Below are 25,841 nucleotides of genomic sequence, written 5' to 3'. Positions count from 1 at the left end.
GAGACCCCATGTCGATCGACAAGCTGCGCCCCGTGACCCGACAGACGACCGAAGCCCTCGTCACCGATGCCCTGCGCGATTTCATCCTCTCCGGAGAGATCGCCCCGGGCGGTCGGCTGACGGAGATCGCGCTGTCGGAGCGGCTGGGCGTCGCGCGTGCGACGCTGCGCGCGGCGTTGCAGCGGCTGCATTCCGAGGGGATCGTGGTGCAGATCCCCTATACCGGCTGGCAGGTGGCCTCGCTGAGCGCGCAGGATGTGTGGGAGATCTGGACCCTGCGCGGCAGCCTGGAAAGCCTCGCCTCGCGGCTCGCGGCGGCGCGGCAGGAGCCCGAGATCCGCGCCGGGCTGGCAGGCGCGGGGCAGGCGCTGCTTCTGGCCTGCGCTGAGGGCGACCTGAGGGCGATGATCGACGCCGATTTCGCGCTGCACCGCGCCATCATCGACGCCAGCGGCCACCGGCGCCTCGCGGCGCAGTACCGGCTGGTGGAGCAGCAGGTGCGCCTGTTCATCGCCACCTCGAACACCCATGTCGCCACCGGCCCGGCCGATATCATCGCGCAGCACGAACCCCTGATTGCTGCGCTGACCGCGGGCGATGCGGATGCCGCCGCACAGGCTGCCTGGCACCATGACGAAACCGAAGGCCAGCGGCTGACGGCCTGGCTCCGGCAACAGGAAGCCGCCGCAGGCTGAGCCGCCTTCCGCGGCAAATGCGGGGCGAAAGCCAAAACACCTGCCCCGCCTGCGGGAGGCGGATGCGCATCAACATATTGTATTCATGAAATAAATTAGCCAGCGCCACGAACAGATTTCATATTGACGACAATCGGCAATCATCATTGACTGAACCCGCGACAGGAATCGCACCGCCCGGAGGCCCCCATGCCCATCCTCGACCGCATCGCCGCCTTCGCCCCCGATCTGACGGCGATCCGCCACGATCTGCACGCCCATCCCGAAATCGGCTTTCAGGAGCACCGCACCGCGGACAAAGTTGCGGCCCTGCTCGCGGGCTGGGGCATCAGCGTCCACCGCGGCCTCGGCGGGACCGGCGTCGTAGGCCTGCTGGACGGCAGCCGCCCGGGCCGCAGCATCGGCCTGCGCGCCGATATGGACGCGCTGCCGATGGAGGAGGCCACGAACCTCCCCTTCGCCTCGCGCACGCCGGGCGTGTTCCACGGCTGCGGCCATGACGGACATACCACCATGTTGCTGGGCGCGGCGCGCTACCTGGCCGAAACGCGCGATTTCGCCGGGCGCGCGGTGTTCATCTTCCAGCCTGCCGAAGAGGGCCTCGGCGGCGCCCGCGCCATGATCCGCGACGGGCTGTTCGCGCGCTTCCCCTGCGACGAAATCTACGGCATGCACAACTGGCCCGGCCAGACCCCGGGCCAGATCGGGGTGAAGCCCGGCGCGGCCATGGCGGGCGCGGATTTCTTCGACATCGAGATCAAGGGCCGCGGCAGCCATGGCGCGATGCCGCAAGCGAGCCGGGACCCGGTTCTGATCGGCGCGGCGCTGGTGCAGGCGCTGCAGGCGATCGTCGCGCGCAATGTGCCGCCGACCGAACCGGCCGTGCTGTCGGTGACGAAATTCAACGCGGGCTCGGCCTATAACGTCATTCCCGATGGCGCCCTGCTCTCGGGCACGCTGCGCTGGTTCGATGCCGCCACCGGCGCGCTGATGGCCGAGCGGCTGCGCGAGATCTGCGCGGGCCATGCGCTGGCGCATGGGGTGGAGATCGGGGTGAAGATCTGGAACGTGTTCGACGTGCTGGTGAACGACCCTGCGCGCGCGGCCGACATGCTCGCCTGCGCCACCGAGATCGCGGGCGAGACGCTCAGCGTGGAAAAGACCGAAGTTCAGATGGGATCAGAGGATTTTGCCGATATGCTCAGGATCGTACCCGGCGCCTATTGCACGATAGGCCATCGCGGCACCGTGCCGCTGCACAACCCGGGGTTCGTCCTCGATGACGAGATCCTGCCGCTGGGCGCGAGCCTCTATGCGCGGCTCGTGGAACGCCGGGGGGCCGCGCAATGACCCTGCCGGACCTCCCGTTTGACACGGACGACATGATCGAGGGCCTGCGCCCCTGGATCGAATGCGAAAGCCCGACCTACGACCCGGCGGCGCTGGCGCGGATGATGGATATCGTCGCCTTCGACTGCGCCGCGATCGGCGCCACGGTGGAGATCATTCCGGGCCGGATGGGCTGCGGGCCTTCGGTGCGCGCGCGGCTGCCGCATCCGGATCAGGGCACGCCGGGGATCTTGGTCTCGGGGCATTTCGATACGGTGCACCCTGTGGGCACGCTGGCGAAGAACCCGTTCCGGATCGAGGGCGACAAGGTCTATGGCCCCGGCATCCAGGACATGAAATCCGGCAATTACATTGCGCTGGAGGCGATGCGGCGGATCCTGCGGGCAGGCATCGTCACGCCCTTGCCGGTGACCTTCCTGTTCACCCCGGATGAGGAGATCGGCAGCCCCGCGACCCGCGGGCTGATCGAGGCGGAGGCGCTGGCGAACCGCTATTTCCTCTGCCCGGAGCCCGCGCTGCCCCAGAACGGCGTCACCACAGGGCGCTATGCCATCGCGCGGTTCGAGATCAGCTGCGAGGGCGTGCCGAGCCACGCCGGCGCACATCTGGAGGCGGGCACCTCTGCGGTGCGCGAGCTGGCGCGGCGGATCCTCGAGATCGAGGAGATGACCACAGCCGACTGCACCTTCTCGGTCAATGACGTCACCTCCGGGCAATGGGTGAACTGCGTGCCGAGCTTTGCCCGCGCGCAGGTGCTCTCCATGGCCAAGGAGCAGGCCGATCTCGATGCCGGCGTCGCCCGAATCCTGGCCATGGCGGGTTTGCGCAACGGCGTGACTTTCTCCGTGCGCCAGACGGTCACCCGTCCGGTCTGGGAGAATGGCCAGCCCGAGACGATGGCGCTCTATGAGGTGGCGAAGGGCCTTGCCGCGGAAATCGGGATGGAGCTGCCCTATGCCTCTTCGGGCGGCGGCTCGGACGCGAATTTCTCGGGCGCATTGCGCGTACCCTCGCTGTGCTCGCTCGGGGTGACGGGCGCCGGGCTGCATACGCTCAATGAACATATCCTCGCCTCCAGCCTGGTGCCGCGGACGCGCCTGCTGGCGGGGCTGTTCTGTACGCTGGGAAGCTGAGGCAGCATGAGCGCAGCCGGCCAGATCGACCTCGGCGCGCTGTCCACGCGGTTCGTGCGGATCACGCCCGAGGCCGCGCGTGACGCGGCGCAGGCGCTCTATGGGCTCAGCGGCGATCTGCGCCGGCTGGATACGGAGAAGGACGATACGTTCCGCCTCGATGCGGGCGCGCAAAGCTACATCCTGAAGATCGCCAACCCCGGCGAGAGCGCCGCAGAGCTGGATCTTCAGGCCGAAGTACTACGGCATCTGGAGCGGCGCGCGCCGGATCTGCCGGTGCCGCGGATCCTGCCTGCGCGCAATGGTGCATTGGTGCCGGAGCTGACCGATGCCAGCGGCCTGCGCCGGGTGCGGCTGATGAGCTATCTGCCCGGCACCGTGCTCGATACCGTCACGCCCACCCCGGCCGAGCGGCACGAGATCGGGCGGCTTCTCGGGCGGCTGCGCCTCGCGCTGGCGGATTTCCGCCATCCCGGCGCGCGGCGAATGCTGGCCTGGGATGTGCGTCACCTCGATGCGCTCTCGCCGCTGCTGGCGCAGGTCGATGACGCCGGGCACAGGGCGATGCTGGAAGCCGGGCTGATCCGCTACCGCGCCCTGCTGCCGCGGATCCATGCTCTGCCCCGGCAGGTGGTGCACAATGATTTCAGCCGCTCGAACCTGCTCGTTGCCCGGCCGGGTGGGGTGTGCGGCATCATCGATTTCGGCGATGTGGTGGAGACTGCCATCGCCATCGACGTCTCCACCGCGCTCCTCAATCAGCTGCCGCGCGACGCCGCCGAGACCCCGGTCGAGGACCTGCTCGCGGAGGCGAAACAGCTGCTTGCGGGCTATCTGGAGGTGGCCGCGCTGAGCACGGAGGAGCGCGCCCTGCTGCCGCATCTGGTGATGGGGCGGATCATCACGCGGGCGCTGCTGTCGCTGTGGCGGGCCCGCGAATTTCCCGATAACAGTCGTTATATCCTGCGCAACACGGACCAGGGCTGGGCGCAGCTCGCATGGTTCCTGGCGCGCACACCCGAGCAGATTTCCACCCTGTTGCCTTGAAAGGGATCCCGATGTCGACGCCGCGCGGCAAGATGGTGAATGCATTCGACCCGGCCAGCCTGAGCGGGCTGTCCGCCGAGACCGCCGAGGCCATCCGCCGCCGGCAGCGGCTGCTCGGGCCGGCCTACCGGCTGTTCTACAAGGATCCGGTTCAGGTCAGCCGCGGCCAGGGCACGAAGCTCTATGACCGCGCGGGGCACGAATACCTCGATGCCTACAACAATGTGGTGCCGCTCGGCCATTGCCACCCGCGCGTGGTCGAGGCCGTCACGCGGCAGATGCAGACCCTGTGCACCCACACCCGCTACATCCAGGACGGGATCCTCTATTATGCCGAAAGCCTGCTGCCGGGCTTCGGCGGCCAGATCGGCGCGAGCGGGCACATGATGTTCACCTGCACCGGCTCCGAGGCCAACGACCTCGCGATGCGGATCGCGCGCCATGTCACCGGGCGGCGCGGCATCATCTGTACCGCCGAAGCCTATCATGGCAATTCGGACCTGACGGCGAGCTTCTCGCCCTCGCTCGGCGATCAGTCCCCGCTCGGGGCCTGGGTGCGGCGCGTGCCCGCGCCCGACAGCTACCGCGGCGATCCGGCCACGCTCGGCCAGCGCATGGCCGAAGCCGTGGCCGAGCACGCCTGGGAGCTGAAGCGCCACGGCGACGGGCTTGCGGCCTTCATCGCCGACAGCCTGTTCTCCTCCGACGGGATCTTCGGCACGCCCGAGGTCCTCGGCCCGGTGGCCGAGGCGGTGCGCGCGGCGGGCGGGCTGTTCGTGGCCGATGAGGTGCAATCGGGCTTTGCCCGCACCGGCGCGCGCTTCTGGGGCTTCCAGCGGCATGGGGTGGACCCGGATATCGTCAGCATGGGCAAGCCGATGGGCAATGGCTACCCGGTCGCAGGCATCGCGATCCGCCCCGAAGTGATCGCCGAATTCGGCCGCGACACGCGCTACTTCAACACCTTCGGCGGCAATGGCGTGGCCATGGCCGCGGCCCAGGCGACGCTGGACACGATCCGCGACGAGGGCCTGCAGGAGAATGTTGTGCGCATCGGCGCGCTGATGACGGAAGGCCTGCGCGCGCTTGCCGCCCGGTTCCCGGCCATCGGCGATGTGCGCGGCGCGGGGCTCTATCTCGGGGTGGAGATGATCCTCCCGGACGGCAGCCCGGATGCCGCAGCGGCCGCGCGCATCGTCAACGACCTGCGCGCGCGCCGGGTGCTGATCTCGGCCACCGGGCCTGCGGCGAACGTGCTGAAGATCCGCCCGCCGCTGGTATTCTCCGCCGCCGATACCGACCGGCTGCTGACGGAGACCGAGGCCGTGCTGGCCGCGATCTACCGCTGATCCGCGCGCGCGAGCATCGTCACCGCGCCCGCGGCATTGCGAATCCAGAGCGCGTGGCCCCCGGCTTCGGCGGCCCCGCACACCCGGAAGGCGCCGCCATCGAAGAGCGGCGCCGTGCCGCGATAGGTGAAGCGCGCAGGCAGCCGCCCACCCATCCGCAGCGCGAGCCGCAGCAGGAAGGTGGCCTGCAGCGGCCCGTGCACCACCAGCCCCGGATAAAGCTCCACATCGCGGCAATAGTCGCGGTCGTAATGGATGCGGTGGCCGTTCAGCGTCGCCTCCGAATAGCGCACGAGGAGCGTGGCGCTGGCCTCCACGCTGTGGCTCTCGGTCTCGGCGGGCAGCGCGGGCTCCGGCGGCGTTCCGCCCGCCGGGGCCTCCAGCGCCCGATAGACGATATCGTGGCGCTCGCTCAGCGCCGGGCCGCGCGGGGTCGCATACTCATGGCGCACCGCCACGAAGCACAGCGTGCCGGTCCGGCCTGTCTTCACCCGCACATCCTGGATCCGGGAGCTGCGCGTCACCCGGTCGCCCACGCGGAATTCGCCGGTGAAAGCCAGCTCTCCGCCCGCCCACATCCGCCGCGGCAGCGGCACCGGCGGCAGAAAACCTCCCCGCGCCGGATGCCCGTCGGGCCCGAGCCCCGACATCGGCGCAATATCGGGCGCGAGGCACCAGTGGATGCCCGCGGGCGCGGGCGCGCCCTGCGCAAGCTCGCACCCTTCGTCCAGCACCGCCGCCAGCCCGTTCGCGAGCCGCGGTGTGATCAGGTCGGTCGCGGTATGCTGCGCGCCGATCCATTGCTGCAGATGCGCGATATCCATCAGAAGCTCCTTGGCAGGCCAAGGACATGCTCGGCCACATAGCTGAGGATCAGGTTGGTGGAGATCGGCGCCACCTGATACAGCCGGGTTTCGCGGAACTTGCGCTCCACATCGTATTCGCAGGCGAAGCCGAAGCCGCCATGGAACTGCAGGCAGGCATTCGCCGCCTCCCAGCTGGCCTTCGCCGCGAGGTATTTCGCCATGTTGGCCTCCGCCCCGCAGGGCAGGCCGGCATCGAACTTGCGGCAGGCCTCATAGCGCATCAGGTTCGCCGCCTCGACCTCGATATAGGCCTCCGCGATCGGGAACTGCACGCCCTGGTTCTGCCCGATCGGGCGGCCGAACACCTGCCGCTCGCGCACATAGCCGGTCACCTTGTCGGTGAACCAGTAGCCATCGCCGATGCATTCCGCCGCAATCAGCGTGCGCTCGGCGTTGAGCCCGGTCAGGATATAGCGAAACCCCTCCCCCTCGGTGCCGATCAGGTTCTCCGCCGGGATCTCGAGGTCGTCGAAGAACAGCTCGTTGGTCTCGTGATTGACCATGTTGAGGATCGGGCGCACCTGCATTCCCTTCGCCATCGCCGCCTTCACATCGACGAGGAAGATCGACAGCCCATCCGATTTCTTCGCCACCTGGTCGCGCGGGGTCGTGCGCGCGAGCAGGATCATCAGGTCCGAATGCTGCACCCGGCTGATCCAGACCTTCTGGCCATTGATCACATAGCGGTCGCCCCGGCGCACGGCGGTGGTCTTCAGCCGGGTGGTGTCGGTGCCGGTGGTGGGCTCGGTCACGCCCATGCTCTGCAGGCGCAGCGCGCCGCTGGCGATCTGCGGCAGGTAGGTCCGGCGCTGCTCTTCGGAGCCATGCCGGATCAGGGTGGTCATGTTGTACATCTGGCCATGGCAGGCGCCGGAATTGCCCCCGGCACGGTTGATCTCCTCCATGATCACGCTGGCCTCCGCGAGGCCGAGCCCGGCGCCGCCATAGGCTTCGGGGATCAGCGCCGCCATCCAGCCCTCGCGGGTGAGCGCATCGACGAAGGCCTCCGGATAGGCGCGGTCCTCATCGATCTTCCGGTGGTATTCGGCCGGGAATCCGGCGCAAAGCGCGCGGATCCCTTCGCGGATCTCGGCATATCGCGCGCCGTGGCTGTTGATGTCTTTCATGGGGCCAGTTCCTGCAATGCAACACGGATATCGGGCGCGGAGGCAAGCCCGCGCAGGCGGCGCAGCACATCCTCTGCGCCGCGGTTCAGCACCGGCCCGGCCAGCGCCGCGAATTTCGCGCCCGCCGCGGCCGCGTCCGGGAAGGTCTCGGGCTCGCCGGAAGGATCGGGGATTCGCAACCGGTGGGTCTCGCCGCACGCACGGATCTCCAGCGTCGCCCCGAACGGGTGGCGCAGGCCCTCGAGGCTCTCGTCGCGGACGACCTCGACACGCTCGGCCAGCGCCTCCGCCGCGGGCGCGCCGAGCAGGTCGTAATCGTCCCAGCCGAAGCCACCGCGCAGCAGGGCCACCGCCGCCGCAAAAGGCATGGAGAATTGGCCCTCCACGATGCTGCGCGCGCGCCGTTTCGCCGCCAGCGGCGCGCCCACCAGGGTGATGCCGTTGCGGTGCAGCCCGACGGTGATCCGAGCGATATCCGCCGCCTGCCAGCCGTTGCGTGCGCGCAGGGCGAGGATGCCATCCACCGCGGCATGGGTGTAGCGGCAGGCCGGATAGGGCTTCACCCCGATCCGCAGCGTTTCCCATCTGCGGCCCAGCTCCGCCGTGGCCCGGGCCGGGTCTGCGCTGTCGGAATATCCTTTGAGGAAGCCGTGGATGCCCTCCAGCGCATCGGCCGCGCCGATGAAACCCTCGGCCGCGAGGCTTGCCGCCATCAGCCCCTTCATCGCCGCCTCGCCGACCTGGTAGCGCTTATTCCAGGCGCCGTTCACCAGGAATTGCAGCGAGCCCGAAGCCTGGCTTGCGGCGACCCCGAACGCATCCGCCATGCGCGCGGCATCGAGGCCAAAGAGCCGCCCCGCCGCCGCAGCCGCGCCGAAGGTGCCCGCGGTGGCCGTCGGGTGAAAGCCGCGGGCGTAATGCGCCGTCGGGTCCAGCGCCATGCCAAGGCGGCAGCAGGTCTCGAAACCCACCACGATCGCCGCGAGCAGCTCCGCCCCGGACGCCCCCGTCAGCTCCGCCGCCGCCAGCGCCGCCGGCACCACCGGGGCGCTCGGATGCAGCGAGCTGTCGGCATGGGTATCGTCGAAATCCAGCGAATGGCCGAACATCCCGTTGAGCAGCGCTGCCGCCCCCGCGCCATAGCGCCGATTGAGCCCGAAGACGGTGCACTCCGCCCCGCCCGCAAGGCCCAGCCGCGCGATCATCGCAAGGACCGCGGGCGTCGATTCCGCCGCATGGGCCGCGCGGATGCCCGAGCCGATCAGATCCACCATCAGCGCAAGAGCCCGCTCCGTCACCGGCTCCGGGATCGCCTGCGCCGGGAAATCGGCCGCGAAGGCCGCCAGTGTCACCGTGGCCGTCATGCGCCAGCCTCCGCGCGCGCCAGGATTGCCCGCGCCCGCGCCAGCACCGGCGCATCCACCATCGCCCCGTCCAACGCCACCGCCGCGCCTTCGGGCAGCGCCAGCACCCGCTGCGCCCAGTCGATCTCCGCCGCCGGGGGCGCAAAGCCGCGCCGCGCCGGAGAGACCTGCGCCGGATGGATCAGCAGCTTGCCGCCGAAGCCCATTTCCACCGCATGGCGGCAGTCGTCCTCGATCAGGGCCGCGTCCTGAAAGGCCGTGGTCACACCATCTATCGGCGCCGCGATCCCGGTCAGCCGCGACGCCAGCACCAGCTCCGCCCGCGCCTGCGCCAAAGCCACCCGCGTATGCCCGATGCCCAGATCCGCCGCATAATCAATGGAGCCAAAGGCCAGCCGCGACGCCTCGGCCGCGATCTCGCGCGCCTGTGCGAGGCCCCGCGCGGTCTCGATCAGCGCGATCACCGGATGGCCTGTTGCCGCGCGCACCAGCGCCACCTGCGCGGCACTCTCCGCCTTCGGCAGCACCACGCCCGCGAGCCGCAGCCGCACCGCGGCGCGCAGATCCTCCGCATGCCAGGGCGTGCCCACTGCATTGATCCGCAGCAGCGCCTGCCCGGGCAGCGCGCCGAGCCCCGCGCGCGCCGCAGCCTTCGCCGCGGGCGCCACCGCATCCTCCAGGTCGATGACCACCGCATCGGCGCCGGAGGCGGCCGCGCGGGCGAAGCGTTCGGGCCTGTCGGCCGGAACGAACAGCGGCAAAACGATGCGGGAAAGGTCTGTCATACGGGGCACCCAGGCTGGCTTTTGGCCACTTTCCCCGCCGCGAGCCATAATTACGAATACAGTTTTTGCTTATGCAGTATCGCGGAAATATATACCCGGCGCCGGATTGCGGCGCCGGGCGGATGTCAGCCGTGCATCATCGGGATCGCCACATATTCGAAGGCACTCCCCTCGCGCCGGATATGGCCAAGCCCCGGGAACGGGAAGTGATAGCCGATCATCCGCATCTGATCCGCCGCCGCCATGTCGAACAGCTTCACCCGCGTTTGGGCGGCCTGCGACGGGCTCGAATCGAAGGCGAATTCCCAGGTCGGGTTCTCGAACAGCAGCGCATAATGGTGCACCACATCGCCCACGTTCAGGAAGCTCTCGTTGCCTGAGCTGATCAGGAACGAGGTATGGCCCACGGTATGGCCCGGCGTGCTGAGCGCGGTGATCCCGGGCAGCACCTCCTTCTGATCGGCAACGAAATGCATCCGGTCGCGGTAGGGCAGCAGGTTCTTGCGCGCCCCCTTCACGAAGGCCGGCAGGAAGCCCGCGCCGGAAAGCTTCGCCTCATCGGTCCAGAAATCGAAATCCGCCTGCGACATATGGACCTGCGCATTCGGGAAGTTCAGCGCGCCGCCATCGCCCACCATGCCCCAGCAATGGTCGCAATGCGCATGGGTGAGCACGATGTCGTCGATCTGATCGGGCTGGATCCCGGCCGCCGCCAGGTTGCGCAGCAGCCGGCCGGATTTATCGCCGAACATCTGATCCGAGCCCATGCCGCTGTCGAACAGCACCAGCCGCTCGCCGATGTTCAGCACGAGCGCATTCTGCTCCAGCATCATCGGGCTGAGCGGCAGGAACTCCTCCGCCATGATCCGGGCGATGTCGTCCTTGGGCGCGGCCGGGAACTGGGCATCGGCTGCGCCGAGGTTCAGCAGCCCGTCGGAGATGATCGTGGCTTCGATATCGCCGATGCGGAACCGGTACCAGCCGGGCACCGCCGTGCCGAGCTGTGGCGCGCGCGCCTGTGCCGGCGCGGTGAAACCGCTGGCCGCAAGACCGGCCGCCGCACCCGCAGCGACCAGCAGATGCCGGCGGCTGAGCGCCGGCGTTTTCAGATGTGTCATGTCGTCCTCCCTCAGGCCCCGCCTCCACGGGGCCGCGCATCAGCGTAAGCCCCGCCCCCACCCGCCGCCAAAGAGCGGATTGCTCTAGCCGCCATAGCGTTTCGTTCTGCCCCCGGCGCCGCTGGGCCATACATTCGCGTTATGGAGGGCGTAGAAAGCTGTTATTTGAAGTGATCGCGCCAATCGGGGAAGCTGCGGGCAGGGCCGTCATCGGGCGGCCAAGCCATCAACGAGGCCTGCCGCCCATGCACTCGCGCGATCTCTCCGGTATCCTCGTCGTTTCCGTCGAACAGGCGGTTGCGGCGCCCTATTGCTCCTCGCGCCTGGCCGAAGCCGGCGCGCGGGTGCTGAAGATCGAACGGCCGGAAGGCGATTTCGCGCGCGGATACGACCGTCTCGTCCATGGCGAGAGCGCCTATTTCGTCTGGCTGAACCGGGGCAAGGAATCCGTCTGCCTGGATCTGCGCACGGAGGCGGCGCGCGCCACGCTCGGCCGGATGATCGCCGAAGCGGATGTGTTCATCCAGAACCTCGCGCCCGGGGCCATCGCCCGGCTGGGCTTCGCCCCGGAGGAGCTGCGCGCGCGCCACCCGCGGCTGATCACCGTGTCGATCTCGGGCTATGGCGACGCGGGCCCTTACCGCAGGCTGAAGGCCTACGACCTGCTAGTACAGGCCGAGAGCGGGCTCTCCTCCATTACCGGCACGGAGGAAGGTATGGCCCGCGTGGGGGTCTCGGTGTGCGATATCGCGGCGGGGATGACGGCGCATCAGGCGGTGCTGCAGGCGCTCTATGCGCGCGCGCGCAGCGGCGAGGGGCGCCATATCGCGGTCTCGCTGTTCCACGCGCTGACCGACTGGATGAACGTGCCCTATCTGCAATATGTCTATGGCGGCAAGGCTCCGCTGCGCAGCGGCCTCAGCCATCCGACCATCGCCCCCTATGGCACCTTCGCGGGCAGCGATGGCAAGCTCGTGCTGCTCTCGGTCCAGAACGAGCGCGAATGGGCGGCCTTCTGCGCCCGCGTCCTCGGCCAGCCCGAGATCGCCTCAGACCCGCGTTTCGCGGACAATTCGGCCCGCGTCGCGCATCGGGCGGAGCTGGACGGGCTGGTGGCCGAAATCTTCGCCCGGGAGCCGCGCGATGCCTTGGTGGCGCGGCTCGAACAGGCGGCCATCGCCTATGGCCGGGTCTCCGATCTGGAGGATCTCTCGCAGCATCCGCAGAACCGCTATGTGGAGGTGGAGACGCCGACGGGGCCGGTGCGGATGCTGGCGCCGGGGGCGCTGGTCGATGGCGCCAGCCCGGAGTTCGGCCCGGTGCCCGCCTGCGGCGCGCATACGGCGGCAGTGCTGCGCGAATTCGGCGGCTAGGAGGCAAAGATGGGTATCCTGAATTCCGAGCCCCTGCGGCGCGGGCGCACGCTGAAATCCGATGTGGCCGATGCGCTGGCGGAGGAGCTGGCGCAGATCGGCGCGCGGAGCGTTCTGGATATCGGCTGCGGCGGCGGGGCCATCGCCGCGCGGCTCGCGGCACGCGGCTTTGCCGTCACCGGGCTGGACCCGAGCGCCGATCAGGTGGCCCGTGCCCGCGCGCTGCTGCCCGGCGCCACCATTCACCAGACCGGCGCCGAGGCACTGCCGCCCGGCATCGGCCGCTTCGATGCGGCGATCCTGGTGAACGCGCTGCACCACATACCTGCCGAGCATATGCGCGCGGCCCTGCAGAACGCGCTTTCGGTGCTGGAGCCCGGCGGGCGGCTGATCCTGTGCGAGCCTGCCGCGGCGGGCAGCTTCTTTCGCGTCATGCAGCCGGTGGAGGACGAGACCGACGTCCGTCAGGCAGCGATCAGCGCCGTCAACGCGCTGCTTGCGGACCGGATGGCGGAGCTGATGGAGCTCAAACGCTGGGACAGGGAGAGCAGCTTCGACGGGCTGGAGGGCTTCGTCGCCTATCTGGTGAAGGTGGACCCGGCACGCGCCGCGCGCGCCGAGCGCAACCGGGCTGCCCTGCGTCGCGCCTGGCGCGAGAATATCGAGCTGCGCGATGGCCGCGCGGTGCTGGTACAGCCGATCATCTGCTGGGTCCTGCGCCCTGCTGCCTGAGCACCCCAGCCTTGTGCGCCCCGGGAGCGCCGATTAGGGTCGCGCCATGGATCTGAGACAGCTGCGCTACTTCATCGCCATCGTCGAGCAGGGCTCGTTCTCACAGGCGGCCGCGTTCCTCAATATCGCGCAGCCCGCGCTGTCGCTGCATGTGCGCAACATGGAGGCCGATCTCGGCACCGCGCTGCTCTATCGCAGCCCGAAGGGCGTGGCGCCCACCGAAGCGGGCGAGATCCTGCTGCGCAACGCCCGCATCATCCTGAACCAGGTGACCATCGCCGAGGAGGAAATCCGCGGCCATGAGAGCGACCCGATGGGCGTGGTGCGCGTGGGCCTTCCGGGCACGATCAGCGAGATCCTCGCCGTGCCGCTGATCGTGGCGGCGCACCGCCGGTTTCCCAATATCCAGCTGCGCCTCGCCGAGGCGATGAGCGGCTTCGTCGCCGAATGGTTGCAGGATGCGCGCATCGATCTGGCGCTGCTCTACCGTCAGGCCGAGGGGCACGACATGGCCCTGCTGGAGATGCTGAGCGAGGAGCTGGTGTTCTTCTGCCGCAGCGGCGATGCCGCCAGCGGCGCCCTGCCCGGGGAGGGCGCTCCGATACCCTTCGCGCGGCTGGCCGAAATACCGCTGATCGTGCCCGGGCAGGCGCATGGGCTGCGCATGCTGCTGGAGGAGGCGGCCCAGGCGCGGCAGAGCCGCCTGAGCGTGGCGATCGAGGTCGATTCCTACTCCAACATCAAGGAGCTGGTGAAGGCGGGCTTCGGCTGCTCGATCCTGCCGCTGAATGCGATCAAGCGCGAGGTCGAGGCGGGCGAGATGCGGAGCTGGTCGATCGAGGCGCCGAGCGTGCAGCGCGCCGTCTATCTGGCCCATTCCGAAGAGCGCCCGATGACCAATGCCGTCTCCGCAATTCATGCCCTGATCCAGGACGTGCTGCGCGATCTGCTGACGGCGGGCGCCTGGGCAGGCGCAACGCCGCCGGCCAAGGCTTAGCTGTAACCTTCTGTATTGTCAATATTATCCTGCAGTTGCCGGGGATTTCGGCGCCATGCGCGCCATAAGTGATGCTTGGGGCTCGGCCGCTATCCAGACAGCAAAGTTATAGGGGCCAGCATAAATCTGAATTTGAAACGACACCGCCGCGGCTGCCATTCTCCAGCTGCTCCCCAGGGAAGAGGACCCGTCCGGGGAGCCAAGGGAGGAGCCAATGCCAGTCAACTCGCGCCGCGGGCGCGGCCTTCGTCAGGCCGCCGCCGCACTGCTTTTCACATCCTGCCTGACCGGCGGCGCCGCATTCGCGGCCGACAAGCCGGCCCAGATCGAGATCGGGATCACCACCTTCAGCTCCGGATCGGCCTCGGTCTTCGGGGTGCCGGCGCGCAACGCGGCCGAGCTGCTCGCAGAGCAGCTGAATGCGCGCGGCGGCATCAATGGCGTGCCGGTGCACCTGACCTTCATCGACGAGGGCGCCGGGCTCGAAACGCTGATGACGGAATACCGGCGGGTGGTGGAGGATGTGGGCGCGGATGTGATGTTCGCCTCGATCTCCTCGGGCATCTGCAACAAGATCGCGCCGCTGGCCGAAGACCTGGAAGTGCTGAACTTCATGTGGGATTGCGGCACCCAACGGATCCTGGAGGATGACGATTACGACTATGTCTTCCGCACCCAGGCCAATGCCACGCCCGAGGTTCTGGCGCCGCTGGCCTATCTGCTGAAGGCCAAGCCGGATTTCAAGACCATCGCCGTGGTGAACCAGGACTATGCCTGGGGCCGCGACAGCTGGCAGCTGTTCTCCGAGGCGCTGAAGAAGGAGCGCCCCGATGTACAGATCGTGGCGGAGCTGTTCCCGGCCTTCGGCGCGGCGGATTTTTCGGCCGAAGTGTCGCGGCTGCAGGCGCTGAAGCCGGATGTGATCCTGTCGACCTCCTGGGGCGGCGATCTGGATACTTTCGTGCGGCAGGCGGCGCAGCGCGGGCTGTTCGAGCAATCCACCTTCGTGCTGCCGCTGGCGGAATCCTCGCTGGAGCGGCTGGGCGATACCCTCCCCGAAGGCGTGATCGTCGGCGCCCGGGGCGACCATTACTTCCTGCATCCGGAAATGGCGAACAACGCCGCCTTCAAGACATTCAACGACGATTTCCGCGCCAGGACCGGCAGCTGGCCGATCTATTCGGTCTATCACATGGTGCAGGCCTTCTCGGCGCTGGAGGCGGTCTATGCCAAGGCCGCGGCCGAGAACGGCGGCGACTGGCCCGATACCGAGCAGGTCGCCGAGGCGATGAAGGGGCTGACCTTCCAGGGCTTCGGCCGCCCGCTGACCGTGCGCGAGGATGGCCAGTCGGTCGAGGCTCAGCTGATCGGCACCACGGCGAAAAGCACCGACTACCCGTTCCGGGTGATCTCCGACATCGCGATCTATGACGGTGCGCAGCTGATGCCGCCCGCCGGCACCAAGTCGCTCGACTGGATCGCGGGCTTCAAGCCCGGCCAGCTGGACATCCCCGGCGACCGCTTCGGCACCAACTGACCCGCGCGCCGCCCGGCCCATCCGGGCGGCCCCTTTCCGACCGTCGCGCGTGCCCGCCCGCCGACCAGATGGATCATGCCATGACCATGAATTTTGTTGTGCTGGCGCTGATGGACGGGGTGGCCTATGCGGCGCTGCTGTTCCTAGTGGCGGTGGGGCTGACGCTGATCTTCGGGGTGCTGGGCATCCTGAACATCGCGCATGGCAGCCTCTATGCGATCGGCGCCTATGTCACCGCGACGCTCGGCCAGTGGCTGGTCGCGCAGGGCTACAACCCTTGGCTCACCTTCCCGGCGCTGATCGCCGCGGCGGTGCTGGTGGGTGTGCTGCTCGGCGGCGCGATCGAGCGGCTGCTGCTGCAGCGCATCTATGCCAAGGAGCCGATCCTGCAGCTGCTGGTGACCTTCGCGGTGTTCATGATCCTCGAGAACCTGCAGCGGATGATCTGGGGCGTGCAGCCCTATTACATGTCCACGCCGCTCACGCTTCTGGGCAATGTCTCGCTGCTCGGCATCAATTATACCGCCTATCAGGTGCTGTTTTTGCCGCTGGCGGCGGTGGCGGTGCTGGTGGCGCTGCGCTGGTTCCTGCGCCACACCAGCATGGGCGCGCAGATCCTCGCCGTGACCGAGGACCGCGAAGCCGCCACCGCCATCGGCATCAACGCAACGCGGGTCTATCTGCTCACCTTCGTGCTCGGCGCCTGCTTTGCGGCCCTCGGCGGGGCGCTGGCCACGCCCACCACCTCGCTCGTGACGGGCATGGGCGCGAACATGATCGTGCTGTCCTTCGCCGTCGCCGCCACCGCGGGCCTCGGGCAGATCGAAGGCGCCGCGATCTCGGCGCTGATGATCGGTATCGCGCGCGCCTTTGCCGTCTATCTCAGCCCGGAGCTCGAGGTGATCACCCCCTACCTGATCATGGTGCTGGTGCTCCTCGTCCGCCCGAGCGGCCTGTTCGGCCATGAAACCGTGAGGAAAATCTGATGCGCACGGGTCTGATCGCCTTTCTGCTGGCGCTGCTCCTGCTGGCGGGCGTGCCGTTCTACGCGGGCAACATCACCGTCTTCGCCACCATGTGCATCGCCAAGAGCCTCGCCGTGCTTGGCATCCTCGTGCTGGTGCGCGCGGATCAGGTCTCCTTCGGGCATGCCATGTATTTCGCCATCGGCGCCTATGCGGCGGCGTTCCTCTCCACCGCCTACCGCGACATCGACCTCACCTTCCTGGTGCTGGCGGCGGTGGCGGCCTCGCTGCTCGCCGGGCTCGTCGTGGGGCTCTTCGTCACCCGCTATCGCGGCATCTTCTTCGGCATGATCAACCTGGCCTTCTCGATGGTGCTCTATTCGGTGCTGGAGAAGGCCTTCCATCTCACCGGCGGCTCGGATGGCATGCGCATCCGCCGCCCCACCTTCATGGGCATGGAGTTCAAGCGCGGCGAATTCGATCTGCTGATGTTCTATGTCGTCCTCGCCGTTGCAGCGCTGTGCTTCGTGCTGGTGTGGCGCTACCTGCGCTCGCCGCTGGGCCAGGCCCTGCGCGCGGTCAAGACCAACGAGACCCGGCTCGAATATCTGGGCCTTTCGGCGCGCCGGGTGCTGCTGGTGGGCTACCTGGTCTCGGCGGTGCTGTGTGGCCTCGGCGGCGTGTTCATGGGTACGGTGCAGGGCCTGGCCACGCCGGAGCATGCTTTCTGGTCGCGCTCGGCCGAGCTCGTGTTCATCGCGGTGCTGGGTGGGCAGGGTCATGTGGCGGGCGCCTTTGCGGGCACGGTGATCTTCGAGACGGTGCGCACCTTCGCCGCCGCGATCCTCCACGACAGCTGGCAGCTGATCCTGGGCGTCGTGCTCATCGGCATCATCCTCTGGGCGCCCGGCGGGCTGGTGGAGCTGTGGCACCGCGCACGGAGCGCGCGGCGCAGCCCCCCCGCCGCCCCCGCGACGCGCAGCCAGACCGCGGAGGCACGGAAATGAGCAAGGGCGATCTGCTTCTGAAGGCCGAGGGGCTGAAGCTCCGCTTCGGCGGGATCATCGCGGCGGACGGGATCGACCTGTCGCTGCACGAGGGCGAGCATCTGGCCATCATCGGCCCGAACGGCGCCGGCAAGACCACCTTCCTGAACATCTGCACCGGCTATCTGACGCCGCAGGGCGGGCGGGTGACGCTTGGCGGGCGCGAGATCACTGGCCAGCCGCCGCGCCGGATCACCCGATTGGGCGTCGCCCGGGCCTTCCAGATCCCGCAGCTGTTCACCGAACAGACGGTGATGGAGAACATGCTGCTTGCAGGCGCCGTCCATGCCCGGCGCTGGAACCCTTTGCGCGACCTGCATGCCATTCCCGAACGGCGCGCGATGGAGGAAATGCTCGATCTCGTGGGCTGCGCCGATGTGCGCGACCGGATGGCGTCGGAGCTTCCCGAGGGCAAGCGCAAGCTGGTGGATATCGCGCTCGCGCTCGCGCTGCGGCCGAAGGTGCTGCTGATGGACGAGCCCACCTCGGGCGTGGCCTCGGCGGACAAGTTCGGGGTGATGGAAGTGCTGATGAACGCGCTGCGCGCCGCCCGCGTGAGCTCCGTCTTCGTCGAGCACGATATGGAGATGGTCCGCCTCTATGCCACCCGCGTCGCGGTCTGGGCGCAGGGCGTGATCCAGATGACCGGAGAGCCGGAGGAGGTGCTGAGCCACCCCGAGGTGATCCGCAACGTGATCGGAGGCTGAGATGCTGGAGCTGAAATCCGTGGATGCCGCGATCGGTACGATCCCGATCCTGCGCGGCATCACCTTCGCGGTGGCGCCTGCGGAAACCGTGGCGCTCGTCGGGCGCAACAGCGCGGGCAAGACGACGCTGCTGCGCACGATCATGGGCTTCACCCAGAGCCGCGGCGCGATGCAGTTCGGCGGCGCCGATCTGCGCGCGGTGGCGCCGCATCTGCGCCCCGGCCTCGGCATCGGCTATGCGCCAGAGGACCGGCGCCTGTTCTCGCGCTTCACCATCACCGAGAACATCCTGCTGCCCGCCCGCGTCGCGGGGCTGGACCATGACGAGACGAAACGGCGGCTCGCGCGGATCTATCTGGTCATGCCGGAGCTGGAGACGCTCGGGCCGCGCCCGGCCGGGTCGGTCTCCGGCGGGCAGGGCAAGATGGTCGCGCTCGGCCGGGCGCTGATGCTCTCGACCCGGCTCCTGATGCTCGACGAGCCGTTCCAGGGCCTCGCCCCGGTTCTGGCCAACCGCTACGCCGAGGCCCTGGGCAAGCTGCGCGAGATCGACCCGGCGCTGGCCATCATCATCACCGAATCCAACCCCGAGCTGCTGCGCAGCTTCGCCTCCCGCACCATCACGGTGGAGCGCGGGCAGATCGACAGCGACATCCCCTCCGAAAGGCTCCCCGCATGACCCTCGATTTCCCCCGCGCAGAGACCGTCGCCCCCGCGAAGGGCGTGTTCATCGATAACGCATGGCAGCCGCTGGCCTCGGGCCGCACGATCCCGGTCGTCGCCCCGGCGGAAGGCGTGGTCTTTGCGGAAATCGCCGCGGGTGGCGCGGCCGAAGTGGCCGCCGCGGTGGCCGCGGCCCGTGCGGCCTATGAGGGCGGGGCCTGGTCGCGGCTTTCGGCCACCGAACGCGGGCGCCTGCTGTCGCGGCTCGGGCAGCTGATCCTCGAGAATGCCGAGGAGCTGGCCGCGCTCGAGGCCCGCGACTGCGGCAAGCCGATGAGGACCGCCCGCGCCGATATCGAGGCCGCCGCGCGCTATTTCGAATTCTACGGCGGCGCGGCCGACAAGGTCCATGGCGAGCAGATCCCGTTCCAGCGCGGCTATTACGTCACCGGCGAGCGCGAGGCCCTGGGCGTGACCGGCCATATCATCCCCTGGAACTATCCCGCGCAGATGATCGGCCGCGCGCTGGCGCCCGCTCTGGCGATGGGCAATGCCACGGTGCTGAAGCCCGCCGAGGACGCCTGCCTGACACCGCTGCGGATCGTGGAGCTCTCGGTCGAGGCGGGCTTCCCGCCCGGGGCGATCAATGTGGTGCCGGGTTATGGCCATGAGGCGGGCGCGGCGCTTTCGGAGCATCCGGGCATCGATTTCATCGCCTTCACCGGCTCGCCGCGGGTGGGCGTGATGATCCAGACCGCAGCGGCGCAGAACCATATCGGCTGTGTGCTGGAGCTCGGCGGCAAATCCCCGCAGATCCTGTTCGAGGATGCGGATCTGGAGGCTGCGCTGCCGGTGATCGTTGGCGCCATCGTGCAGAATGCGGGGCAGACCTGCTCGGCGGGCGCGCGGCTCCTGGTGCAGCGCAGCCTCTGGGACCGGCTGATGCCCCGGCTCGCGGAGCGGTTTGCGGCGCTGCGCGCGGGGCTGCCCACGGAAAACCCCGATCTCGGCCCGATCATCAGCGCGAAGCAGAAAGCCTCCGTGGAGGCCTTCATCACACGCGCCGAGGCCGAGGGCGTGCCCGTCATCGCGCGGGGCGCTCGCGCCGAGAGCGCCCCGGAGGCCGGGTTCTATGTGCCCCCGGTGATCTTCGGTCCGGTACCGCGCGAGAATGGCCTGGCGCAGCAGGAGGTCTTCGGGCCGGTGCTCGCCGCCATGGTCTTCGAGGACGAGGAGGATGCCGTCGCACTGGCCAATGCCACCGAATACGGGCTGGTGGCCGGGGTCTGGACGCGGGACACCTCGCGCGCGCTGCGCGTGGCGCGGCGGGTGCGGGCGGGGCAGGTTTACGTCAACGCCTATGGCGCGGGCGGCGGCATCGAGCTGCCCTTTGGCGGGGTGAAGAAATCCGGCCACGGCCGGGAGAAGGGCTTCGAGGCGCTGTATGAATTTTCGGCGCTGAAGACGCTCGTGATCAAGCATGACTGAGGAGGGAAACATGTCTCAGGGCAAGGGCCGCCTGGACGGCAAGGTCGCCATCATCACCGGCGCGGGGGGCGGCTTCGGCGAGGGCATCGCGAAGCTTTTCGCCGAAGAGGGCGCGAAGGTGGGTGTGCTCGATCTGCGCGCGGATGCGGCCGAACGGGTGGCCGCCGAAATCGGCGAGGGGGCGCTCGCGCTCGCGGCCGACGTGACCTCGCGCGCGCAGATGGAGGCGGCGGTGCAAAAGCTGGTGGAGCACTTCGGCGCGCCCGGCATCTTCGTCAACAACGCCGGCTGGACCCACCGCAACAAGCCGATGCTGGAGGTGACGGAGGAGGAGTTCGACCGCGTCTATGCGATCAACGTGAAGTCGATCTACCATATCAGCAATATCATCGTGCCGCTGATGCGGCAGCAGGGCGGCGGCGCCATCGTCAATATCGGCTCCGTTGCCGGGATCCGGCCGCGGCCGGGCCTCACCTGGTACAATTCGACCAAGGGCGCGGTGAACATCCTGTCGCAGTCCATGGCGGTGGAGCTCGCCCCCGACAATATCCGCGTCAACGCGATCTGCCCGGTGATGGGCGAAACCGGCCTGCTCGAATCCTTCATGGGCGTGCCCGACACGCCGGAGAACCGGGCCCGGTTCGTCGCGACCATTCCGCTCGGGCGGATGTCGCGCCCGGCGGATATTGCGCGCGCGACGCTTTATCTTGCCTCCGACGATGCGGAATTCATCACCGGGGTCTTGCTCCCGGTCGATGGCGGACGCACGATCTGATGCATCGGCCCGCCCGCCCGGGCGGGCCTGACCCCTGGGAGGAACCATGAAGACCCGCGCCGCAATCCTGAAATTGTCGCCCGCCACCGCGCCCTATGCCGACAGCCGCCCCCTGGTGATCGAGGAGGTCGAGCTGGACCCGCCGGGGCCGGAAGAGCTCCTGATCCGGATCGGCGCTGCGGGCCTGTGCCATTCGGATCTCTCGGTGATCAATGGCAACCGTCCACGCCCCGTGCCGATGGTTCTGGGCCATGAGGCGGCGGGCACGGTGGTGGAGGCGGGCTCCGCGATCCGCGATCTGAAGCCCGGCGACCGGGTGGTGATGACCTTCCAGCCGACCTGCGGCTCCTGCCTGCCCTGCGCCGAGGGCCGCCCGGCGCTCTGCATCCCGGGCGCGGAGGCGAATGGGAAGGGCGTGCTGATGTCGGGGGAGATCCGGCTGCACGACTGCCACGACCATCACGCGATCCACCACCATTGCGGGGTTTCGGGCTATGCCGAATATGCGGTGATCTCGCGCCATTCTGTGGTGAAGGTCGAGGCCGACGACATCCCCTTCGCGGAGCTTGCGCTGTTTGGCTGCGCGGTGCAGACGGGCGTGGGCGCGGTGCTGAACACCTGCAAGGTGCAGCCCGGCCAGAGCGTGGCCGTGGTGGGCCTGGGCGGGGTGGGCCTCGCGGCACTCCTCGGTGCCGTGGCTGCGGGGGCTACGGAAATCGTCGCGGTCGATCTCTCCGACGAGAAGCTCGCCATCGCGCGCGAGCTGGGCGCCACGCATACCTACAACGCGGCCGATCCGGACGTGGTGGCGAAGATCAAGGCCGATACCCGCGGCGGCGTCGATCATGCGGTGGAGCTTGCGGGCGCGATCCCGGCCTTCCAGCTGGCCTATCAGGTGACGAAACGCGGCGGGCAGACGGTGACGGCGGGCCTCGCCTCCCCCACCTCCGAATTCCGCGTGCCGGCGGTGAACATCGTCGCCGAAGAGCGCAGCGTGAAGGGCAGCTATATGGGATCATGCGTGCCGCAGCGCGATATTCCGCGCTTCATCGCCATGTACCGCGCGGGCAAGCTGCCGGTGGACAAGCTGCTGAGCCGGACCCTGAAGCTCGAAGACATCAACGAGGGCTTCGACCTGCTCGACCGCGGCGAGGCGATCCGGCAGGTGGTGATCTTCGATAACGGCTGAGGAGGTTGCTGTGACCCCAACGGTCATTTCCGGCGCGGATATCATCGAGACCGTCCGCGCCGCGCTGCAATATATCGCGGTGTATCATGCGCCCGATTACCTGCGGCACCTGATCGCGGCGCATGCGCGCGAGGAAAGCCCGGCCGCGCGCGATGCGATCGGGCAGATCCTCGAAAGCGCGCGGCTGGCGGCCCTCGGCACCCGGCCGATCTGTCAGGACACAGGCATGATCACGGTTTTCGCGCGGCTCGGCCAGTCGGTGCTGATCGACAGCGACCTGAGCCTCGCCGCGCTGGTGGATGAGGGCGTGCGGCGCGCCTATCTCGATGCGGGCAATCCGCTGCGCGCCTCCATAGTCGCCGATCCGCTGTTCGCGCGGCGCAACACGCGCGACAATACCCCCGCCATCACCCATATCGAGACGACGCCGGGCCATAGGCTCGAGCTCCTGATCGCGGCGAAGGGCGGCGGATCTGAGAACAAGGCGCGCTACACGATGCTGAACCCCGCGGCCTCCGTCGCCGATTGGGTGCTGCAGACGGTGGAGGGGCTCGGCGCCGGCTGGTGCCCGCCCGGGGTCATCGCCATCGGGGTGGGCGGCAGCGCCGAAAAGGCGATGCTGCTCGCGAAGCGCGCGCTGATGGAGGAGATCGACATGACCGACCTTCTGGCCCGTGGCCCCGCCAGCCGCGCGGAGGAATTCCGCATCGACCTTTATACTCGCATCAATGCGCTCGGCATCGGGGCGCAGGGGCTGGGCGGGCTCACCACCGTGGTCGATGTGAAGCTCGCGACTTACCCGACGCATGCGGCCTCGCTGCCCGTCGCGCTGATGCCGCAATGCGCGGCCAACCGCCATGCCAAAATCACGCTGCGCGGCGACGGTCCGGCCTATCTGGCGCCGCCGGATCTGAGCCTGCTGACCCCGCGCGGCATTGCCGCCGAAGGGCTGCGCCGGGTGAACCTCGACACGCTGAGCCGGGCGGAGATGGCCGGCTGGCGCGCGGGCGAGCGGCTGCTCCTCTCTGGCCGGATGCTGACGGCGCGCGATGCCGCGCATCGGCGCATGGCGGAGATCCTCGCCCGGGGCGAGGCGCTGCCGTTTTCGCTCCGGGACCGGGTGGTGTATTACGTCGGGCCGGTCGATCCGGTGGGCGCTGAAGTGGTGGGGCCTGCCGGGCCCACCACCGCAACCCGCATGGACGGCTATACGCAGATGGTGCTGGATCAGGGCCTGCTCGCGATGATCGGCAAGGCCGAGCGCGGCGCCGATACGGTCGCGCGGATTGCGGCCGCCGGGGCCTGCTACCTGATCGCGGTCGGCGGGGCCGCGGTGCTGGTCGCGCAGGCGATCCGCGGCGCGCGGCCGGTGGCCTTCGAGGATCTCGGCATGGAGGCCGTGCGCGAATTCGACGTGGTCGACATGCCGGTGACGGTGGCCGTGGACGGCCGCGGGCAGTCCGTGCACCGCGAAGGCCCCGCCCGCTGGCGCAGGACGGTGCAGCCCTGATACGCGCCTGTGGCTGACTACGGGCGGGAATGCCTCCCTGCCGCCCGAAACGCCCGCGAACCGCTGCTCGATACCGCAACGGCTGCAGCGCCATCTCACCGGACATAGCGCCCAAGGCGGGATACAGGGCTGCGCCGACATGATCCCGCGCACCCAATAGGCACCGAGAGGCCCGATGCGGCGCTTATCTTATGGCGGCGTTGACGCATCGGCCCGCGGGGCGCAGGCTTGGGGGCATCCGGCACGGCCGAGTGGGATCCGTGCGGGCAGCGCTGCGGGACAACATTCGATTAATTTCTGCCCACAGGCAATATTTCACCGGCATTGACGCCATATCCGCGCGTTTATTCGCCCAAACCCGGCTCCGCGCTACGACTTCGCCAAAAGTCACCAATCGAATCCTGTATCTTGCCGGAATGTTCATTCGGGCAAGGAGGCCGGGCATGAAAGTCGTCATTCTGGGCGCAGGCGTCGTGGGCGTGACCTCGGCCTGGTATCTGGCTGAGGCCGGGCATGAAGTCAACGTGATCGACCGGGAGGCCGGCCCTGCGCTGGAGACCTCGTTCGGGAATGCGGGCGAGATCAGCCCCGGCTATTCCGCGCCCTGGGCTGCGCCCGGCATCCCGATGAAGGCGATGAAATGGATGTTTATGCGCCATGCGCCGCTGGTGATCAACCTGCGCCCCGATGCCCACAAGCTGGGCTGGCTCGGCCAGATGCTGATGAACTGCACCTCGGCCGCCTATGCGGTGAACAAGAGCCGCATGGTGCGCGTCGCCGAATATTCGCGTGACTGCCTGAAGGCGCTGCGCGCCGAGACCGGCATCACCTATGACGAGCGCACGCTGGGCACACTGCAGGTGTTCCGCGACTCGAAACAGGTGGAATCGGCGGCGAAGGACATTGCCGTGCTGAAGGCCGACGGCGTGCCCTTCGAGGTGCTGGACGCCGATGGCTGCCTCGCCCATGAGCCCGGGCTGAAGAATTTCCGTGACCAGATCGCGGGGGGCCTGCGCCTGCCCGGCGACGAAACCGGCGATTGCTTCAAATTCACCAACCGGCTGAGCGAAATGGCCGCGGCGAAAAGGGTGACCTTCCGCTGGAACACCTCGATCGACGCGCTCGAAACCGAGGGTGGCCGGATCACCGCAGCGCGCAGCGGCGCCGAACGCATCACCGCCGATGCCTTCGTCGTCTGCTTCGGCAGCTACTCCCCGATGCTGGTGCGCCCGCTCGGACTGAAACTGCCGATCTACCCGCTGAAGGGCTATTCGCTGACTGTGCCGATCACCGATTACGACCGCGCCCCGGTCTCCACGGTGATGGACGAGACCTACAAGGTCGCGATCACCCGGCTGGGGGACCGCATCCGCGTCGGTGGCCTGGCGGAGATCAATGGCTTCAACATGTCGCTCGACGCGCGCCGCCGCGCCACGCTGGACAAGTCGCTCACCGACCTGTTCGCGGGCGCCTGCAACCCCGCCGAGGCGCTGTTCTGGTGTGGCCTGCGCCCGATGACGCCCGATGGCACGCCGATCATCGGCAAGACCAAATATGCGAACCTGTTCCTGAACACCGGGCATGGCACGCTCGGCTGGACGATGTCGGCAGGCTCCGGCCGGCTGATCGCGGATATCGTCTCGGGCCGCAAGACCGATATCGACGCAAGCGACCTCGGCTATGCCCGGTACCTGGGCGAAACCTCGGGCGAAGCCGCCGGACGCCCTGCTCTGGCCGCCTGAGCCGATGTTTCCTGCGTGACGCGGCTCCTCCGGGCCGCGTTTCGGCGCCTTTCCCGGTTCTCGGAAGGCGCGGCCCGCATCGGGCCGCTCAAGCGGGCAAGGATTCCCGCGAAGCGAACGACAGCTCAGCAATAGCGCCGCACTTTTGTTAGCGCGCGTGTTCTCCGGGACCAGTCCCGGCGCGGCGCGCCTTCGGCATCAGAGCCTAGATCCCGGCAGATCCGGCGTACACACAGCCAGCCATGGCAACATCGCTTGCGGGTGGGCCGAAGCCAGCAGCACA

The 25,841-nt window shown here is 68.6% G+C and carries 23 protein-coding genes; 18 read left to right on the top strand and 5 right to left on the bottom strand.

All coding sequences use genetic code 11. The annotated features are described in order from the left end of the window. The first annotated feature begins 8 nt into the window (after positions 1–8). From ACOMG5_RS02840 to ACOMG5_RS02820, 5 genes are all read left to right on the top strand, one after another. Positions 9–695, top strand: a complete 687-nt coding sequence (locus ACOMG5_RS02840; RefSeq protein WP_420342266.1) for a GntR family transcriptional regulator — start codon at positions 9–11, stop codon at positions 693–695. Between the two features lie 189 nt (positions 696–884). After that, complete coding sequence (locus ACOMG5_RS02835) at positions 885–2,045, top strand: M20 aminoacylase family protein (RefSeq protein WP_420342265.1); 1,161 nt, start codon at positions 885–887, stop codon at positions 2,043–2,045. Then, complete coding sequence (locus ACOMG5_RS02830) at positions 2,042–3,178, top strand: M20/M25/M40 family metallo-hydrolase (protein WP_420342264.1); 1,137 nt, start codon at positions 2,042–2,044, stop codon at positions 3,176–3,178. Before ACOMG5_RS02835 ends, ACOMG5_RS02830 begins: the two co-directional genes overlap by 4 nt. 6 nt (positions 3,179–3,184) lie before the next feature. Further along, on the top strand, positions 3,185–4,225 hold the full coding sequence (locus ACOMG5_RS02825) for a phosphotransferase (protein ID WP_420342263.1): 1,041 nt from the start codon (positions 3,185–3,187) through the stop codon (positions 4,223–4,225). 11 nt (positions 4,226–4,236) lie between these two features. Continuing rightward, positions 4,237–5,574: an aspartate aminotransferase family protein gene (locus ACOMG5_RS02820; RefSeq protein ID WP_420342262.1), complete on the top strand. Its 1,338-nt coding sequence runs from the start codon at positions 4,237–4,239 to the stop codon at positions 5,572–5,574. On the opposite strand, the gene ACOMG5_RS02815 is transcribed toward ACOMG5_RS02820, so the two are convergent. From ACOMG5_RS02815 to ACOMG5_RS02795, 5 genes are all read right to left on the bottom strand, one after another. Beyond that, entirely contained in the window at positions 5,565–6,398 is an 834-nt protein-coding gene (locus tag ACOMG5_RS02815) for an FAS1-like dehydratase domain-containing protein (protein WP_420342261.1), read from the bottom strand. The two genes, ACOMG5_RS02820 and ACOMG5_RS02815, sit on opposite strands and share 10 nt — an antisense overlap. Continuing rightward, positions 6,398–7,567: an acyl-CoA dehydrogenase family protein gene (locus tag ACOMG5_RS02810; RefSeq protein ID WP_420342260.1), complete on the bottom strand. Its 1,170-nt coding sequence runs from the start codon at positions 7,565–7,567 to the stop codon at positions 6,398–6,400. The genes ACOMG5_RS02815 and ACOMG5_RS02810 overlap by 1 nt, the downstream gene beginning before the upstream one ends. Continuing rightward, on the bottom strand, positions 7,564–8,931 hold the full coding sequence (locus ACOMG5_RS02805; RefSeq protein ID WP_420342259.1) for an MmgE/PrpD family protein: 1,368 nt from the start codon (positions 8,929–8,931) through the stop codon (positions 7,564–7,566). The genes ACOMG5_RS02810 and ACOMG5_RS02805 overlap by 4 nt, the downstream gene beginning before the upstream one ends. Further along, a complete protein-coding gene (locus ACOMG5_RS02800; RefSeq protein ID WP_420342258.1) occupies positions 8,928–9,716 on the bottom strand; it encodes an HpcH/HpaI aldolase/citrate lyase family protein in 789 nt (262 codons plus the stop codon). The genes ACOMG5_RS02805 and ACOMG5_RS02800 overlap by 4 nt, the downstream gene beginning before the upstream one ends. 125 nt (positions 9,717–9,841) lie before the next feature. Further along, the gene (locus tag ACOMG5_RS02795; protein ID WP_420342257.1) at positions 9,842–10,834 is read right to left on the bottom strand and encodes an MBL fold metallo-hydrolase; all 993 of its coding nucleotides are present in this window, start codon (positions 10,832–10,834) and stop codon (positions 9,842–9,844) included. Positions 10,835–11,079: 245 nt separating this feature from the next. Here ACOMG5_RS02795 and ACOMG5_RS02790 point away from each other — a divergent pair, with 245 nt between their 5' ends. The 13 genes from ACOMG5_RS02790 to ACOMG5_RS02730 all read left to right on the top strand — a co-directional run bounded on the left by ACOMG5_RS02790 (position 11,080) and on the right by ACOMG5_RS02730 (position 25,558). Continuing rightward, positions 11,080–12,207 carry a CaiB/BaiF CoA transferase family protein gene (locus tag ACOMG5_RS02790; protein ID WP_420342256.1) on the top strand — a complete coding sequence of 376 codons (1,128 nt, stop codon included), beginning with the start codon at positions 11,080–11,082 and terminating at the stop codon, positions 12,205–12,207. A gap of 9 nt (positions 12,208–12,216) precedes the next feature. Next, positions 12,217–12,939: a class I SAM-dependent methyltransferase gene (locus tag ACOMG5_RS02785; protein ID WP_420342255.1), complete on the top strand. Its 723-nt coding sequence runs from the start codon at positions 12,217–12,219 to the stop codon at positions 12,937–12,939. A 46-nt stretch (positions 12,940–12,985) separates the two neighbouring features. After that, the gene (locus ACOMG5_RS02780; RefSeq protein WP_420342254.1) at positions 12,986–13,936 is read left to right on the top strand and encodes a LysR substrate-binding domain-containing protein; all 951 of its coding nucleotides are present in this window, start codon (positions 12,986–12,988) and stop codon (positions 13,934–13,936) included. A gap of 214 nt (positions 13,937–14,150) precedes the next feature. After that, complete coding sequence (locus tag ACOMG5_RS02775; protein WP_420342253.1) at positions 14,151–15,473, top strand: ABC transporter substrate-binding protein; 1,323 nt, start codon at positions 14,151–14,153, stop codon at positions 15,471–15,473. Positions 15,474–15,553: 80 nt separating this feature from the next. After that, the gene (locus ACOMG5_RS02770; RefSeq protein ID WP_420342252.1) at positions 15,554–16,459 is read left to right on the top strand and encodes a branched-chain amino acid ABC transporter permease; all 906 of its coding nucleotides are present in this window, start codon (positions 15,554–15,556) and stop codon (positions 16,457–16,459) included. Next, a complete protein-coding gene (locus ACOMG5_RS02765) occupies positions 16,459–17,445 on the top strand; it encodes a branched-chain amino acid ABC transporter permease (protein ID WP_420342251.1) in 987 nt (328 codons plus the stop codon). Before ACOMG5_RS02770 ends, ACOMG5_RS02765 begins: the two co-directional genes overlap by 1 nt. Then, the gene (locus tag ACOMG5_RS02760) at positions 17,442–18,191 is read left to right on the top strand and encodes an ABC transporter ATP-binding protein (protein ID WP_420342250.1); all 750 of its coding nucleotides are present in this window, start codon (positions 17,442–17,444) and stop codon (positions 18,189–18,191) included. Before ACOMG5_RS02765 ends, ACOMG5_RS02760 begins: the two co-directional genes overlap by 4 nt. Position 18,192: 1 nt before the next feature. Beyond that, positions 18,193–18,870 (top strand): ABC transporter ATP-binding protein, encoded by a 678-nt coding sequence (locus tag ACOMG5_RS02755; RefSeq protein ID WP_420342249.1) that lies wholly within the window; start codon positions 18,193–18,195, stop codon positions 18,868–18,870. Next, entirely contained in the window at positions 18,867–20,342 is a 1,476-nt protein-coding gene (locus ACOMG5_RS02750; RefSeq protein ID WP_420342248.1) for an aldehyde dehydrogenase family protein, read from the top strand. Before ACOMG5_RS02755 ends, ACOMG5_RS02750 begins: the two co-directional genes overlap by 4 nt. 10 nt (positions 20,343–20,352) lie before the next feature. Beyond that, positions 20,353–21,117 carry a glucose 1-dehydrogenase gene (locus ACOMG5_RS02745; protein WP_420342247.1) on the top strand — a complete coding sequence of 255 codons (765 nt, stop codon included), beginning with the start codon at positions 20,353–20,355 and terminating at the stop codon, positions 21,115–21,117. A 46-nt stretch (positions 21,118–21,163) separates the two neighbouring features. Then, positions 21,164–22,306, top strand: coding sequence for a zinc-dependent alcohol dehydrogenase family protein (locus ACOMG5_RS02740; protein ID WP_420342246.1), 1,143 nt, complete (start codon positions 21,164–21,166; stop codon positions 22,304–22,306). Positions 22,307–22,316: 10 nt separating this feature from the next. After that, positions 22,317–23,816, top strand: a complete 1,500-nt coding sequence (locus tag ACOMG5_RS02735) for a fumarate hydratase (RefSeq protein WP_420342245.1) — start codon at positions 22,317–22,319, stop codon at positions 23,814–23,816. 443 nt (positions 23,817–24,259) lie between these two features. Further along, a complete protein-coding gene (locus ACOMG5_RS02730) occupies positions 24,260–25,558 on the top strand; it encodes a D-amino acid dehydrogenase (protein ID WP_420342244.1) in 1,299 nt (432 codons plus the stop codon). Positions 25,559–25,841 lie beyond the last annotated feature (283 nt).

Origin of the sequence: Paenirhodobacter sp. (assembly GCF_041916475.1) — a bacterium.
Taxonomy (GTDB): domain Bacteria; phylum Pseudomonadota; class Alphaproteobacteria; order Rhodobacterales; family Rhodobacteraceae; genus Rhodobacter.
Note: the sequence above shows the minus strand (reverse complement) of the source record. Positions and strands in the feature narration are given on the sequence as shown.